Source organism: Streptomyces sp. TAA486, assembly GCF_000426165.1.
This window is the reverse complement of sequence record NZ_AUEV01000002.1, coordinates 521917-536309: the sequence shown is the minus strand read 5'-3', so window position 1 is coordinate 536309 and position 14393 is coordinate 521917. Positions and strand designations below refer to the sequence as shown.

13 protein-coding genes and 1 pseudogene are annotated in these 14393 nt (G+C 70.8%); 11 read left to right on the top strand and 3 right to left on the bottom strand.

Features of this window, described 5'->3' with window-relative positions; genetic code table 11:
* Positions 1-96 precede the first annotated feature (96 nt).
* The gene (locus I004_RS0106350) at positions 97-1071 is read left to right on the top strand and encodes a LysR family transcriptional regulator (RefSeq protein ID WP_028434787.1); all 975 of its coding nucleotides are present in this window, start codon (positions 97-99) and stop codon (positions 1069-1071) included.
* Here the strand turns inward: I004_RS0106350 and I004_RS32560 are convergent.
* A pseudogene (locus tag I004_RS32560) lies at positions 1025-1793 on the bottom strand (DUF2238 domain-containing protein). The gene I004_RS0106350 and the pseudogene I004_RS32560 overlap by 47 nt on opposite strands.
* Positions 1794-2181: 388 nt before the next feature.
* Between I004_RS32560 and I004_RS32555 the strand changes: the two are divergent.
* Positions 2182-3660: an amino acid permease gene (locus I004_RS32555; protein WP_051344753.1), complete on the top strand. Its 1479-nt coding sequence runs from the start codon at positions 2182-2184 to the stop codon at positions 3658-3660.
* A 62-nt stretch (positions 3661-3722) separates the two neighbouring features.
* Here I004_RS32555 and I004_RS0106335 read toward each other — a convergent pair whose 3' ends face one another.
* Both I004_RS0106335 and I004_RS0106330 read right to left on the bottom strand, forming a co-directional pair.
* Complete coding sequence (locus I004_RS0106335; RefSeq protein ID WP_486579773.1) at positions 3723-4286, bottom strand: hypothetical protein; 564 nt, start codon at positions 4284-4286, stop codon at positions 3723-3725.
* Between the two features lie 119 nt (positions 4287-4405).
* The gene (locus I004_RS0106330) at positions 4406-5317 is read right to left on the bottom strand and encodes an LLM class F420-dependent oxidoreductase (RefSeq protein ID WP_051344751.1); all 912 of its coding nucleotides are present in this window, start codon (positions 5315-5317) and stop codon (positions 4406-4408) included.
* A gap of 279 nt (positions 5318-5596) precedes the next feature.
* Here I004_RS0106330 and I004_RS32550 point away from each other — a divergent pair, with 279 nt between their 5' ends.
* The 9 genes from I004_RS32550 to I004_RS0106285 all read left to right on the top strand — a co-directional run bounded on the left by I004_RS32550 (position 5597) and on the right by I004_RS0106285 (position 14377).
* The gene (locus tag I004_RS32550) at positions 5597-6385 is read left to right on the top strand and encodes a DeoR/GlpR family DNA-binding transcription regulator (RefSeq protein WP_051344750.1); all 789 of its coding nucleotides are present in this window, start codon (positions 5597-5599) and stop codon (positions 6383-6385) included.
* The gene (locus I004_RS39385) at positions 6382-6540 is read left to right on the top strand and encodes a hypothetical protein (protein WP_158677008.1); all 159 of its coding nucleotides are present in this window, start codon (positions 6382-6384) and stop codon (positions 6538-6540) included. Before I004_RS32550 ends, I004_RS39385 begins: the two co-directional genes overlap by 4 nt.
* A 48-nt stretch (positions 6541-6588) precedes the next feature.
* On the top strand, positions 6589-7608 hold the full coding sequence (locus tag I004_RS0106315; protein ID WP_051344749.1) for an autoinducer 2 ABC transporter substrate-binding protein: 1020 nt from the start codon (positions 6589-6591) through the stop codon (positions 7606-7608).
* Positions 7609-7689: 81 nt separating this feature from the next.
* Positions 7690-9240 carry a sugar ABC transporter ATP-binding protein gene (locus I004_RS32545; protein WP_051344748.1) on the top strand — a complete coding sequence of 517 codons (1551 nt, stop codon included), beginning with the start codon at positions 7690-7692 and terminating at the stop codon, positions 9238-9240.
* A gap of 2 nt (positions 9241-9242) precedes the next feature.
* Complete coding sequence (locus I004_RS32540) at positions 9243-10250, top strand: ABC transporter permease (RefSeq protein ID WP_037975091.1); 1008 nt, start codon at positions 9243-9245, stop codon at positions 10248-10250.
* The gene (locus I004_RS0106300) at positions 10247-11365 is read left to right on the top strand and encodes an ABC transporter permease (RefSeq protein WP_199779334.1); all 1119 of its coding nucleotides are present in this window, start codon (positions 10247-10249) and stop codon (positions 11363-11365) included. Before I004_RS32540 ends, I004_RS0106300 begins: the two co-directional genes overlap by 4 nt.
* Positions 11362-12147 carry a class II aldolase/adducin family protein gene (locus I004_RS0106295; protein WP_028434781.1) on the top strand — a complete coding sequence of 262 codons (786 nt, stop codon included), beginning with the start codon at positions 11362-11364 and terminating at the stop codon, positions 12145-12147. The genes I004_RS0106300 and I004_RS0106295 overlap by 4 nt, the downstream gene beginning before the upstream one ends.
* The gene (locus I004_RS37425; protein WP_078510872.1) at positions 12144-12887 is read left to right on the top strand and encodes an HAD family hydrolase; all 744 of its coding nucleotides are present in this window, start codon (positions 12144-12146) and stop codon (positions 12885-12887) included. Before I004_RS0106295 ends, I004_RS37425 begins: the two co-directional genes overlap by 4 nt.
* Complete coding sequence (locus tag I004_RS0106285) at positions 12884-14377, top strand: FGGY-family carbohydrate kinase (protein ID WP_037975089.1); 1494 nt, start codon at positions 12884-12886, stop codon at positions 14375-14377. The genes I004_RS37425 and I004_RS0106285 overlap by 4 nt, the downstream gene beginning before the upstream one ends.
* Positions 14378-14393 lie beyond the last annotated feature (16 nt).

Genomic DNA, 14393 nt, shown 5'->3' with positions numbered 1-14393 from the left:
TCGCGGATGTGGTGGGGGGTGGCTGGTGCGCCGTGAACTCACGATGCCCGCTGACGTCCGCTCCCTGCCCATCCCACCTGGACATAGCATCGTGTGATGGACCTCGAAGTGCGCCACCTCCGAGTGATCCGGGCCGTGGCGGACGCGGGGAGCCTGACCAGGGCGGCTGCCGTGCTCGGACTCTCCCAGCCGTCCCTGACGGCGCAGCTGCAGCGCATCGAACGCATGCTGGGCGGCCCGCTGTTCGTACGGCACCGGGGCGGTGCCAGCCCGACGGCTCTGGGAGAACTGGTCGTCGCGAAGGCCCGCGAGCTACTGCCGCAACTGGACTCGGTGCAGCAGGAGGTCCTGTCCCATCTCGGCTTCTCGGACGGCCGGTTGTCCCTGCGTTACGTCGCCAATCCGGGGCCGCTGATGGTGCGCTTGCTGGACCCCCTGCGTGCCCTCTTCCCGGGCGCGGAGGCGAAGTTGCGCACCGAGCCGGACGTCGCGACCGTGCTCGACCTCGTCGCCGCGCGGCAGCAGGACCTGGGCGCGCTCGTCGAGTACGAGGGAAGCGCGCGTCCACCGCGCCGTGAGGTCGAGCAGCATGTGGTGGCGATCGAGCCGGCGTTCGTGCTCCTCCCCGAGGAGCATCCGAAGGCGGGGCGGCCGATGTTGGGGCTGGACGAACTGGCAGAGGACGTATGGGTGTTGCCGCCCAGCCAGGGGAGCGGCCTGCACGATGCCTTCGCCGCCGCGTGCACCGGTGCCGGCTTCACGGCGATCGTCCAGCACGAGGCGGAGGCGGCCGCGGCACGTGAACTCATCGTGGCCGGGGCGGCGATCGGCCTGGGCCAGGCCACCTTCCGCAGCACCCCGGGCATCGTGCCGCGCCCGCTGAAGGGGACGCCGCTACGGCTGCGGCACTCTCTGGCATGGCACCGGGAGAGCGCCCTGGCCGCTCACGGGGCGGCGCTCGTCGAACACGCCGAGAAGGCCTACGCGGACGCCATCGGCAACAACCCGCAGTATCCGGCCTGGCTCAGCGACCACGGTCAGCAGGGCCCGGCCCACCGGGTGCCCCGCTGAGCGATGGGGGGCGTTCCGGGCCGGCAGCGGCGAACTGCCTGTGAAGACCGGCGAGTTGCCGGTCGTGCACCCTGCTGAGGAGAAGCAGCGCCGACGTCGCGCCGACGAGGGCGAGGAACATGTCCCACTGGGTGTCCCACACATCGCCCTGTGTGGCGAGGAAGTCGTCCGCCGCCGAACCCCCGATTAGCGCCGCCCACCATTCGATCAGCTCGAAGAAGGCGCTGAAGGCCACACAGCCGCACACGACCATCGGCGCCAGCCAGCGGCTGCCGGCGCAGCGGCGAGCGCCGGACCATGATCTCCCTCACGAGCACCGCGGGCACGAACCCCTGCGCGAAGTGGCCCACCCTGTCGTAGGGATTGCGCGCCGGCCCGAACCAGTCCCGCAGCCACTCGCCGACGGGCGTCCGCGCATACGTGTACTGGCCGCCGTGAACCAGGATCAGGGCGTGCAGACAGCACAGCAGTCCCGTCAGCGGGAAGCGGCGCCACACGAGCACGGCGAGCGGCAGCCCGAGGATGATCCAGAACGTCTCCATCAGCCAGGTGGCACGGTCGTACGGGTCGATGCCCGACACGATCAGCGCGGCCGCCACCACGACCACCAGCACGGCGGGCAGGGAGAAGCGGCCCCGTGAGGCCGTGGACGGGCCGGCTGGGCCGGATTCCGCAGCTGAATCGGATGAAGCGGACGGTTCGCGCGAGGTGGACGAGGTCATCAGAGTCATCCCAGGGGTGGGCTGCTGTCGGTTGCCGCGTGACGTTGGCGGACGAGGACCTGCCGGGCCCTCACGCCAGGGCACTCTTCCCAAGGCGGCGGGCCCCGTACATGAGTACTCGTACTCAACTCATCGTCTCCGGGCCCGCGGTCCCGGCTCAGGCCGGGATCGACACCGGGCGTCCACTCCGCCAGGCCCCGGGTGCCCCCTGCCGGGGTTCACGCGCGGAGGCGACGCATGACAGGGTTGACGGTCGGCCGACAGCACTGTCCTGCTCACCAGCACGACGGACCCCCACATCCCATCGACAGGCGGCGTCCCGGCCGGCGACCGCGGTCACAACGCGCCCGCCCGGATCATCCGGGGCACCGACAGAGCGAGTCGCACCATGAACATCCTGCGCAAGATGCCCGTCGAGCACGTTCTCGAACGAACCCGGCAGAACACGCTGAAACGCCGCCTGTCCGCGATATCCCTCGCGGGCTTCGGTGTCGGAGTCATCATCGGCACCGGCATCTTCACGCTGGTCGGCGTCGAGGCGAAGCAGCACGCGGGGCCCGCGATCGTCGTGTCCTTCGTGGTCGCGGGCGTGGTCGCGGCGCTGGCGGCCCTGTGCTACGCGGAGCTCGCCTCCGCCGTCCCGACCGCGGGCAGCGCCTACACCTACGCCTTCGCCACTCTGGGAGAGCTGTTCGCCTGGATCATCGGCTGGGACCTGCTGCTCGAATTCGCGCTCGGCGCCGCGGTCGTCTCACGCAGCTGGTCCGGCTACGTCGCCAATCTGCTGCACCTGCCGCCGGAGTGGTTCGGCGAGCAGGCCACGGTGAACGTAGGCGCGGTGCTGATCATTGCGGTCCTCACCGTCGTCGCGGTCGCGGGCATCCGCGAGTCCTCACGGCTCACCAACGCACTCGTCGTGATCAAGGTGTCCGTGTGCGTGCTGATCGTCGTCGCCGGCCTCTTCTTCGCGCGGGGAGCCAACCTCGACCCGTTCGTCCCGCCGGCGCAGCCTGCCGAGGCCACCGCGAGCGTCGTCGATCAACCGCTGATCCAGGCCTTGGCGGGGCTGGAGCAGTCCGCCTTCGGATTCGGGGGCGTCCTCACGGCCGCGGCTGTCGTCTTCTTCGCCTACACCGGGTTCGAGGCGCTCGCCAATCTCGGCGAGGAGACCAAGGAGCCCAAGCGGGACCTGCCCCGGGGGCTCCTCGGCAGCCTCGCGGTCTGCACGGTGCTCTACGTCGCAGTGGCGCTGGTGCTCACCGCCGTCGTCGACTACCGGAAGATCGACGAGGGGGCGCCGATCGCCGCGGCGTTCCAGTCGGCTGGAGCGCCCTGGGTCGGGGCGCTCGTGGGACTGGGCGCCATCACCGGTCTGACGTCGGTGATGATGGTCGAACTCGTCACGCTGGGCCGGATCGGCTTCGCGATGAGCCGCGACGGTCTGCTGCCGCGCCGGCTCTCCGAGGTGCATCCGCGGTGGCGCACACCGCACCGGATGACCATCGCGATAGCCGTACTGATCATGCTGCTGGCCGGGTTCGTCCCGATCGCCGAACTTGCCGACATGGTCAGCATCGGCGCCCTGTCCGGATTCCTCATCGTGGCACTGGCGGTGCCGGTGCTGCGCCGCCGCAACCCCGAGCTGGAGCGGCCCTTCCGCGTGCCGCTGTCGCCCGTGCTGCCGGTCGTCACCGCTGCCGCGTGCCTGTACCTGATGGCCAACCTCGACGTCTTCACCTGGCTGCGGTTCGGGGTGTGGCTGGTTCTCGGCCTGCTGATCTACCTCTTCTACGGGCGCCGGCACTCCGTCCTGGCCACGCGGACCGGGGCAACGGGCGACGTGAAGGGCGGGACATCAGGCGACTGAGCGAAGGCGGGGGGTGCCCACGAGGCGCGGGCCGTACGAGTCGGGAGCCCTCGCCGGTACGGTCAGCGCCCCTCGGCCAGCTTCCTCAGGGTCAGCAGCTGCCGGCGCATCATCAACAGGTCACCCCATGCCAGGAAGCGGCGGCGCAGCCGGCCGAGCACGCCGTCGCCTTCGTTGCCACCCACGACCAGTTTCGCCACCAGTCTGGTGGCGCCCGGTCGTTCCTCGGTCACCGCATAGGTGACGGCGAAGGCTCCGAAGAGCCGCAGCCCCTTGGGGTCGTCCAGCAACAGCGTCATGTGCCGGTTCTCGGCGAAGGAGACGAGCCGGAAGATGCTCATCACCCGTTGCCCCGCCTCCAGGTCCCCGGCGCCGGGTGTGAGCTGTCGCGGGCTCCGCCGCCCGGAATTGTCCAGCAGGTCGTAGCTGTAGGGAGCGACCTTGAGCTGGCAGAGCCAGCGGAAGACGGTGGCGCGGTCGGCGGCGACCGTGACGGCGCGGAACCACTCTTCCTTCGGCTCGGCGGGGAGGCCGTCGCACGGGTAGGCCCTGCGGATCTCCTGCTCGCGCGCTCCCCACACCCGCGGGGCCCGCCTGGGCACCCTCACATCCGGTCTGTCGCTCACACGGCAAGCGTCGACGGGACGGGCACTCCAGGTCAACCGGCCCAGACCTGCGCCTCCTTGGGCGCCGTTCGCAGGCCGGAGCTCCCTTGAGCAGGGCCGCCCCGTCGACGTCCCCGGCTTCAACCCGGCAGCAGCGCTTCCGCGAGCGTGCGCCACTGGGGCATCGGCAGCGCGTTGAACGTGTCCTCGGTGACCACCTGCAGAGCCACATGATCGGCGCCCGCGTCGAAGAACGTCCCGACCCGGGCCCTCACGGCCTCGGCGTCACCGAAGGCGTAGACCGCGTCAAGCAGGCGGTCGCTGCCCCCGTCCGCCAGGTCGTCCTCGCCGAAGCCCATCCGCAGCCAGCTGTTGCGGTAGTTGGCCAGGGCCAGGTAACGCTGCAGGTAGTCGCGGGCCGTGGCGCGGGCCCGCTCCGGGTCGGCGTCGAGGACGACCTTGAGCTCGGGGGCGAGCAGCGCGTCCGTGCCGAGCACCTCACGGGCCCGGGCGGTGTGCTCCGCCGTCACCAGGTACGGCAGAGCCCCCAGGGCGCGGTCCCGTGAGAGTTCCAGCATCTTCGGGCCCAGGGCCGCCAGGGCACGCTCGCCCGCCGGTACGGGCAGCGGCGCGGCGTCCAGCCCGTCGAGATACGTGCGCATCGCGCTGTACGGGCGACGGCGCAACTCGTCCCGTGTGGCGTCGTCCTTCGCCGCCTCGGCGTGGCTGACGCCCATACCGAGCACGAAGCGGCCGCCGTGCGCCGCGTTGAGCCGGGCGTGCTGGGTGGCGGCCTCCTCCGCCGTGTGCTGCCAGATGTTCATGATGCTGGTGCCGACGGTGATCGTCGATGTGGCGGCCAGCAGGGGCTCGGCCTGCTCCGGAGCGGGACTGCCGCCGATCCAGAGGGCGCCGAAGCCCAACTCCTCGAGTTCCGCTGCCGTTTCCTCGATTTCCGTGCGCCGTGAGGGGCTTGTGGAGCCCAGTGCCGTGCTCCACACACCGATCCGGCCGAACCGCTGGGTGTGCCCGGAGTGTTCGTTCGTCGTCATGCCGGGACAGCCGCGAGAGTCGCCGACCGTATTCCTCACGGGCACCCGATCGGGGCACACCTTTCTTGAAATTCACAGGTCGGGCGGCCCACGGGGCCGATTCTCCACGACTCCGTCACATTTTTCGTAAGCGTCCCGTCACCAAGCGCTTTCGAAAGAAAGCGCTTCGGGTGCGGCTTCTGTTTCATTCATTGACTTTCCGACTTTGCGATTTCTAGTCTCACGCAGCGATTCGAAAGGCCGCCGGGTGCTTTCGCGTGGTGCGAGGAGCAGTGAGACATGCCGGGTATCGCGGAGCACGAGCGCCAGCAGGAGGTGCTGCGGCTGCTCGAGGGGACGGGACGGGTGAGCGTCCCGGAACTGGCCGAGCGCCTGGACGTCTCCGTGGTGACGGTGCGCAAGGACCTCGACGCTCTGGAGCGCCGCAGGGTCCTGCGCCGGGTCCGCGGAGGCGCGGTGGCCGTCCGGGGCGCCGACGAGGGCGCCTTCGAGATGCGGGTGCGCTACCGGGTGCCGGAGAAGCAGGCGATCGCGCGGGCCGCCGCAGAGCTGGTCAACGACGGCGATGCGATCGTCCTGGACTGCAGCACGACCTGCTACCACCTGGCCCGCGAGATCCGGGACCGCGGGGGCCTGATCGTCGTCACCAACGGGCTGCGCGCGGCGGAGGTTCTCAGCGAGTCCGACGCCACCGTGGTGATGCCGGGCGGCACGCTCCGCAGGTCGTCCTGGTCGCTGGTCGGCGACATCGGCGATGCGTTCAGCGGCCGGGGCCGTGTCGCCCGCGGGTTCTTCGGAGTGCGCTCCCTCTCGCCCGAACTCGGGCTGCTGGAACTGTCCGCCGAGGAGACCGAGGCCAAGCGCATGCTCGTGTCGCTCTGCCACGAGGTGTACGGCCTCTTCGACTCCAGCAAGGTCGGCAGGTTCGCCCTGCACCCCTTCGCCGGCTCCGAGCAGGTCACGGGACTGGTCACCGACGCGGACGCCGCCGACGACCTGGTCGGCCGCTGGCGCGAGGTGGGAGTGCCCGTGCGTCGTGCCGCCGTCTCGGCGGAAGGGACGACATGAAGACGCGGAAGAAGGCACCGGCGGTTGGCCCCGGAGCGGACGGCGGGAGCGCCGTCCCCGGCGGATCAGGCAGTTGGGTGGTCGAGACGCACGAGGTGCGCCGCTACGGGCAGCGGGTCGCGGCCGATTCGGAAGAGGCGGGAATCACGGACTGAACGATCGGCCCGGACCTTCGGGCCGGGCCCCAGAGAAGGAGAGACAGGATGCGTATTTCGCGAGGTGTCGCGGCGGGTGTCGTGGTGGCCTTGTCGGCGTCGCTCACGCTGGCAGGGTGCAGCAAGAAGAACAACGGGTCCGGGGAGTCGGGCGGTGACAAGCCGAAGGTCGCGTTCGTGCCCAAGGTCCAGGGCATCCCGTACTTCGAGGCCATGAACAAGGGCGGCAAGAAGGCGGCGAAGGACCTGGGCGCCCAGTGGATCTACAAGGGGCCCACCACGGCCGATCCGGGTGCGCAGACCGACATCGTCAAGTCGCTTCTCCAGCAGCGCGTCGACGTGCTCGCCGTGGCGCCCAATGACCCCGACTCCATGCCGCCGATCCTGCGCGACGCCAAGGACCAGGGCGTCCATCCGATGACGTCCGACACGGACGCCCCCAACTCCGACCGCGAGGTCTTCGTCAACCAGGCCACCCCGGAAGGCATCAGCACCGCGCTGACCGACACGCTGATGAAGGAGATGGACGGCAAGGGCAAGTACGCGATCGTCTCCTGCGGGCAGACGGCGGAGAACCTCAACTCCTGGATCAAGGAGCAGAAGAAGTACACGAAGAAGAAGTACCCGAAGGCGGAGATCGTCGACATCGTGTACGCGGGCGAGGACGAGGCCAAGGCCGTGTCCATGGCCAAGGACCTGATGAACGCCCACCCGGACCTGAAGGGCCTCGTCGGCGAGTGCACCACCTCGGCGCCCGGTGTGGCCAAGGCCGTGCGCGAGGCGGGCAAGACCGGCAAGGTCGCCACCACCGGCGTCGGTACCCCGAAGTCGATGAAGCCCTACTTGAAGGACGGATCGTCCGCGGGCTCGGTCCTGTGGGACGTCGAGGAGCTGGGTTATCTGACGGTGTGGGCCGGCAAGCAGCTCAGCGAGGGCAAGTCGTTCAAGAAGACGAACAAGGTCAACGACAAGCTCCCGGCGGTGAAGTACTTCCCGGACCGCAAGGAACTGCTCCTCGGTGAGCCGCTGCGCATCACCAAGGACAACGTGGACGACTACGACTACTGACGACGTCACGAGCCGCGCTCCGCGAACCGCCGCCGGGCCGCACGCCGGCGGACGGTTCACGGAGCGGGGCCGAGGAGTGAGATGACCGAGTCCGAGATGCTTCTGGTCTCCCGTGGAATACGCAAGCGTTACAGCGGCGTACAGGCCCTGCGCGGCGTGGACTTCGACGTGCGCGCAGGCGAGGTACATGCCCTGGTCGGCGAGAACGGCGCCGGCAAGTCCACACTCATCAAGATCATTTCGGGCGCGGAGGCCCCGGACGAAGGAACGGTCGGAGTCGGCGGCACGACGCTGGCGGCCGGTGACACGAACTCGGCACTCGCCGCAGGGATCGCGACCGTCTACCAGGAACCTCAGCTCTTCGGCGAGTTGACGGTGGCGGAGAACATCTTCCTCGGCCGGGAGCTGAGACGAGGCGCATTCATCGACTGGGGCGGACAGCGCCGGCGCGTCTCCGGACTGCTCGAACGCCTCGGCCTCGATCCAGCACTCGCGGACGAACGCGCCGCGGATCTCCCCGTGGCCGAGCAGCAACTGGTGTCCATCGCCAAGGCGTTCGCGCACGAGGTGCGCGTCCTCATCCTCGATGAGCCGTCTGCGATCCTCACCGACCAGGAGGTGCAGACCCTCTTCCGCGTCATCGACTCGGTGAAGGCGGAAGGCGTCGGCGTGATCTACATCAGCCACCGCCTCGACGAACTCGTCGTCGTCGCGGACCGCGTGACGGTGCTCCGCGACGGTGAGGTCGTGGCGACCCGGCCGGCGCGGGAGCTGACCGTCCGGCAGACCGCCGAGCTGATGGTCGGGCACACCCTGGACTCCCGTCAGGTCTCCAGGGAGGCCCCCGCCTCCGATCCCGTGCTCGAAGTGCGCGGACTGGGCGGCGGCGCCTTCCGCGACGTGGACATGGTGATCGACCGCGGTGAGGTCGTCGGCCTGTACGGGCTGGTCGGCTCCGGCGTGAACGAGGTGGCACGCGCCCTCTACGGGGTCGACCCGGCGGACACCGGCACGGTCGTCGTCGGAGGCGAGCGGCGGCGGTTGCGCAGCACCCAGGACGCCGTGCGCGCGGGCGTCGCGATGCTTCCGGCGAACCGCAAGGTCCAGGGCGTCTTCGCGTCCAAGTCGATCGGCTTCAACATCTCGATAGGGCACCTGCCGATGCTGAGCAAGCTCGGCGTGGCGATGGACCGCCGCCGTGAGAAGACCGTCGCGACGGAATTCCTCCAGCGGATCGCGATCAAGGCCCCCGGGGTGCAGACGCTCGTAGGCACGCTCTCGGGCGGCAACCAGCAGAAGGTGGTCCTGGCGCGGTCGCTCGTCGAACGGCCGGACATCCTCGTGCTGGAGGAGCCCACCCAGGGCGTGGACGTCGGGGCGAAGGACGAGATCCACGACATCGTGCTCTCCCTCGCCGACAGGGGCAGCGCCGTGCTCGTCGTCTCCTCCGACCTGGCCGAACTCCAGCGCCTGGCCGACCGGGTGCTGGTGATGCGGGAGGGAGAAGTGGCCGGTGAGTTCGCCCGCGGCGCCTCGCAGGCGGACCTGCTCTCCGCGGCGGCCGGCGGCGCCGAGGAGGAGTCGACGGAACTGGACGTCGCGAGGGCGGCCATCACCAAGGAGGTGCCCTGACGATGTCATCGGCCACCCTCGAAAAGGACAGGGCGCCCTCGCGTGCACGGCACGGATCACTCCGCCTCGCCGAGGGCCAGGAAGTGGTGCTCGCCGCGCTGCTCGTGGCGCTCTGGCTGGCGCTGGGACTGAGCACCGACACCTTCTTCGCCGCGTCCAATCTGCAGAACATCCTGTTCACCGTGGCGCCCGTGGCGATCGCGGGAATCGGCATGACGGCGGTCATCGTCACCGCCGGCATCGACGTCTCCGTGGGCGGCACGCTCGCCGTGGTAGGCGTCGTCGTGGCCAAGCTCCTGCGCGACGCCGGTGCCGGGCTGCTGACGGCGGTGGGTGTCGCGGTGTTGACCGGTGCGGTCCTCGGACTGGTCAACGGCCTGCTCGTCGCGTACGGACGGCTGCATCCGATCATCGTCACGTTCGGCACGCTCAACGTGTTCCGCTTCGTGGCCCTGCAGATCTTCGACTCCAAGCAGGTCTCGGGCGTGCCGGGCACGTTGGGCGTGCTGGGCGGCGGGGAGAGCGGGCTGTCCCTCGGGGTGCCGCACGCCGCAATCCTCGCGCTCGTGCTCGCGGCCGTGGCCTGGACGTACATGCGCTACGTGCCCACCGGCAGACACCTGTACGCCGTGGGCGGCGACGCCGCCGCCGCACGGCTCGCGGGTGTGCGGGTGGAGCGCCGCCAGATCAGCGTCTACGTGCTCGTCGGCCTGCTGGTCGGCCTCGCCGCGTGCGTCCGCATCGGATCGGGCGGCCTCGTGGGGCAGGACATCGGCACCGGCTTCGAACTGGAGGTCATCGCGGCGGTGGTGATCGGCGGGACGAGCATCCTCGGCGGCCGCGGCAGCGTCGTCGGAACGCTGCTCGGGGCGATGCTCGTCAGCACCATCACGAGCGCCGTCACCTTGCTGAACTGGCAGAACGAACTCACCCAGCTCTTCATCGGTCTGTTCATCGTCGCGGCGGTCGGCGCAGACCTCCTCCGCGAACGAAGGAGGCGATCCCTGTGACCACCTCGACCCGAGGGACACCGGCGGACGAGACGGGGACCACGGGAACACAGCCCGGCTCCGGAACATCCGAGGGCAGGGCGGGCCAGGACAGCCGTCTGCGCCGCGCGGTCACCGTGCTGCTGACGGAACGCGTCGTCCTGCTCGGTGCCCTCCTCGCCGTGCTGCTGGTCTGGATGAAGGTCCTCGACGCCGGTGGCTATCTGCTGGCGCCCTACGACCTCACCTATCTCGCCTCCGCCCTGGAGACGATGGTGCCGCTGTGCATCCTGGGACTGGCCGAACTGCTGGTCATGGTGTCGGGCAGGGGAGGGATCGACCTGTCAGTCGGAGCGATGGTGAGCCTCACCGGCATGGCGTTCGGATACACCGTGAGCGAGTGGGGCTGGTCCCCGCTCATGGCTGTCCCTGCCACGCTCGCGGCCGGTGCGTTGCTCGGTGCGGTCAACGGATTCCTGGTGGCCCGGCTCGGCTTCCCCGCGCTGATCGCCACGCTCGCCACGTACTACGCCTACAGCTCGCTCTCCCTCGTCAGCAGCGGCAACAGGCCCATCTCCACAGCGCCCGTACGGGAGTTGCACGATCTGACGAGCCGCGTCCCGCTGCCCGGTCTGCCGGATCTTCCGATGCAGGTGTTCACGTTCCTGCTGCCCTGTGCGGTGCTGGTCTGGCTGCTGGTCAACCGCTCGACGTTCGGCCGCAAGCTGTACGGGGTCGGCACCAACGACGTTGCCGCGCGGTTCGCCAACGTGCCGGTCGTCTCCGTCCGGCTGCGCGCCTTCATGCTCTCCGGGCTGCTCTCGGCGGTGGTCGCCATCGTGACGGTCGGGCAGTTCGCATCCGCCCGCCCCGACGCCGGCACCGTCGGCAACGGCATGGCGCTGCCCGCGATCACCATCGCGGTGCTCGGCGGTGTCGCCATCACCGGCGGCATCGGACGGGTGGGCGGCGTCGTCGTCGCGGCACTGCTGGTCGCCTGGCTGAACGCGGGGATCCTGCTTGCCTTCGAGGGCTCGCAGGGCAGCCGCACCCAACTCCTTGCCCTGGGCGTGCTGTTGGTGTGCTCCGCGCTGCTGAACTCGGTCACGGCACGCCGGTTGGGAGGTGGCCGATGAGTGCCCTGTGGAAGCCGGACGCCGTACCGCCCGGACTCGTCGGGATCACGCGCCGCCTCGGCGACCCGTCAGCGGACCTCGTCGTGCTCGCCGAAGGCAACACCTCGATGCGGCTGACCGACGGCACCTTCGCGGTCAAGGCGAGCGGCGCACGCATGGACACCGCCGACGAGAAGGACTTCGTCGTCGTCGACCCGCAGCAACTGCTGGAACTGATGCGCGGCGGAACCGGCGGAGGGACCACACAGGACGACGTCACCGAGGCACTGGCCGTCGAAGGCCCCTACGAGGGCCCCCGCAGGCGAGCCTCCGTCGAGACGCTGGTGCACCTCGCCGCCCTCGAATACGCGGGAGCGACCTGGGTCGCGCACACCCATCCGACCGCCGTGGTGGGTCTGCTCGCCTGCCCCTCCGCCGAGGACCTGTGGCAGGCGCCGCTCTTCCCGGACGAAGCGGTCGTACTCGGCCGCCCCGCCTGGGTCCCCTATACGACGCCCGGGCTCGAACTCGGCCGCGCCGTCGTCGAGTCGCTGGTGCGCCACCGCGAGGAGGAGGGTGTGCCGCCGCGTCTGGTGCTGCTGGGCAACCACGGCATCGTCGCCCTCGGGCAGAGCGCCGCCGAGGTCGAAGCGGTCACTGCGATGTGCGTGAAGGCGGCGCGCGTGCGCTCGGTCGCGCTCGGGGCCGGCGGACTGGCACCCCTGGATGCCTCACACGCCGCTGCCCTGGCCGGACGCGGGGACGAGGCGGAGCGCTGGGCCCGGCTCGGCGGTGCGCGATGAGCGTATTCCGCGGCGTCGAGGCGGTGTTCTTCGACATCGGCGGCCCGCTGTACGACGACGAGAACTTCGTCCGTGCCGTGCTGAGCGCGATCGACGAACTGCGCGCCGAACGCGACCTGCCGCCGGCGAGCAGAGCCCGCTTCAGGGAGATCTACGACGAGACACGGGCCCGGCAGCACGGCTCGCTGCGCGGCGCCCTGGCCGCCGAGTTCCTCGGAGACGCCGGGCACCGGAAGGTGCTGCACGAGCGGACCGCGCCGTACTGGACACACCCCGAGGGCACTCTGCACACCGATGTCCTGCCCTGTCTGCGGGAGTTGCACGGAAGGGTCCGCACTGGCGTGCTGGCGAACCAGGAGGGCACCGTCGTCGACGCGCTGCGACGCGACGGCGTGGCCTCCTACGTGGACGTATGGGCGGTCTCCGGGATCGTCGGCATGGAGAAGCCGGACCCGGAGCTGTTCGCCTGGGCCCTGCGGGAAGCGGGTGCCGCCGCCGGCAACGCCGTCCATGTCGGCAACCGGCTCGACACGGACGTACGGCCCGCCCGCGCACTCGGCCTCGGCACGGTCTGGGTGCTGCGCGGCGAGGCCCCGCCCGAGCCGAGCCCGCAGCAGCTCGCCGAACCCGACGCGGCCGTACGGGACTTGAGCACGCTGCCCGATCTGCTGTTCCGGCTGCCCGCCCCCGGCGCCGTGGCCGGCACGGCCGCTTCGCGCGCAGAGGGCGGGCAGCTGTGACGGTGGTCATCGGCGTCGACGTGGCCACCGCCGACGTACGCGCCACCGCCGTCGATCCGTCGGGCGCCGTGGTCGCGACCGTGGCGCGCCCGCTGCCCGCACCGCAGCGTCCGCGGCCGGGCTGGTCCGAACAGCCCGCGTCCTATGCGGACGTGGCGCTGGAGGTGCTCCGCACGCTGGCCGGGCAGCTCGGCGGTCGGCCCGTGGCCGGACTCGCTGTCACCTCGACGTCCGGAACGGTCGTGCCCTGCGACGCCCGCGGCGTGCCCGAGGGCGTCGCGCTGCTCTACGACGACGGGCGCGCCGCGGAGGACGGGTCACTGCTCGCCCGCGCGGAATGCGCACACCGCGACGCGGTGCGGGCACCGGAGCAGGCACTGGCGGGGCCGTCGGAACCGGAGGAACTGTCCACGGACGACCTGCCCGCAGCCCTGGGCAGGATCGCGTGGCTGGAGAGGCACCGGCCCGCGTCGCGGTACCTGCACGTCGCGGACGTCGTCGTGGCCGCGCTCGCGGGAGAGATCCAGCCGACCGACACCAGCCACGCGTTGAAGGGCGGGGCGGATCCCGAGACGGTCTCCTGGCCAGGACGGCTGCTGCCGCTGCTGGGTGTCGACGAGGAGACGCTGCCGGCCTTGGAGCGTCCGGGCGCGGTCGTCGCGGAGGTCTGTGCGGAGGCGGCGGCCCGCACGGCGCTGCCGGTGGGAACGCCGATCGTGCTCGGTATGACCGACGGCTGCACCGGACAGATCGCGGCCGGCGCCGTCGTCGTCGGCGATGCCGTGAGCGTCCTGGGCACCACACTCGTGCTCAAGGCCGTCACGGACACGCGGCCTTACCTGCCGGGGACCGCCGTCTACAGCCACCGCGCGCCGGACGGCCGTTGGTGGCCCGGAGGCGCGAGCAACGTCGGCGCGGGCGTGCTCACCGCGAGGTCTCCGGGTGCCGATCTCGGCGCGCTCGACCTGGCGGCCGACCGCCACGGGCCCGCCCGCGTGTGCTGCTATCCGCTGACGCGCCGCGGGGAGCGTTTCCCGTTCGCCCGGCCCGACGCCGAAGGCTTCTGGACCGGGGAGCCCCGTGACTCCGTTGAGGAGCACCGGGCGCTGCTCGAGGGCGTCGCCTTCACCGAACGCCTCGCCCTCACGGTGCTCGGGCGGGCCGGGGACCTCGCGGCCCGCCCTCTCAGTGCGGTCGGCGGCGCGAGCCGGAGCGAGGTCTGGCTGCGCATCCGAGCCACCGTCACGAGACGATCCGTCTCAGTCCCCGAACATCCGACGAGCGGCTTCGGCGCCGCGGTTCTCGCCGCGGCCGCGACCGTTCACGGATCGCTCGCCGATTCGGTTGCCGAGATGGTCCGTCCGTCCCGCACCGTCGACCCGGACGCCAGCCAGAGCGAGGCGCTGGAGGCCTCCTACACCCGCTTCCTCGCGGCGCTGCGCGACCGCGGCTGCCTGGACGGGGACGTTGGCACTTCTGTGACGGAGTGACCTCTCGCGGGGGCCG

Bases quoted from the DNA above. Each gene is read 5' to 3' on its own strand.
- I004_RS0106350 (WP_028434787.1), top strand. From the start codon at position 97: ATGGACCTCGAAGTGCGCCACCTCCGAGTGATCCGGGCCGTGGCGGAC.
- I004_RS32555 (WP_051344753.1), top strand. From the start codon at position 2,182: ATGAACATCCTGCGCAAGATGCCCGTCGAGCACGTTCTCGAACGAACC.
- I004_RS0106330 (WP_051344751.1), bottom strand. From the start codon at position 5,317: ATGACGACGAACGAACACTCCGGGCACACCCAGCGGTTCGGCCGGATC.
- I004_RS32550 (WP_051344750.1), top strand. From the start codon at position 5,597: ATGCCGGGTATCGCGGAGCACGAGCGCCAGCAGGAGGTGCTGCGGCTG.
- I004_RS39385 (WP_158677008.1), top strand. From the start codon at position 6,382: ATGAAGACGCGGAAGAAGGCACCGGCGGTTGGCCCCGGAGCGGACGGC.
- I004_RS0106315 (WP_051344749.1), top strand. From the start codon at position 6,589: ATGCGTATTTCGCGAGGTGTCGCGGCGGGTGTCGTGGTGGCCTTGTCG.
- I004_RS32545 (WP_051344748.1), top strand. From the start codon at position 7,690: ATGACCGAGTCCGAGATGCTTCTGGTCTCCCGTGGAATACGCAAGCGT.
- I004_RS32540 (WP_037975091.1), top strand. From the start codon at position 9,243: ATGTCATCGGCCACCCTCGAAAAGGACAGGGCGCCCTCGCGTGCACGG.
- I004_RS0106295 (WP_028434781.1), top strand. From the start codon at position 11,362: ATGAGTGCCCTGTGGAAGCCGGACGCCGTACCGCCCGGACTCGTCGGG.
- I004_RS37425 (WP_078510872.1), top strand. From the start codon at position 12,144: ATGAGCGTATTCCGCGGCGTCGAGGCGGTGTTCTTCGACATCGGCGGC.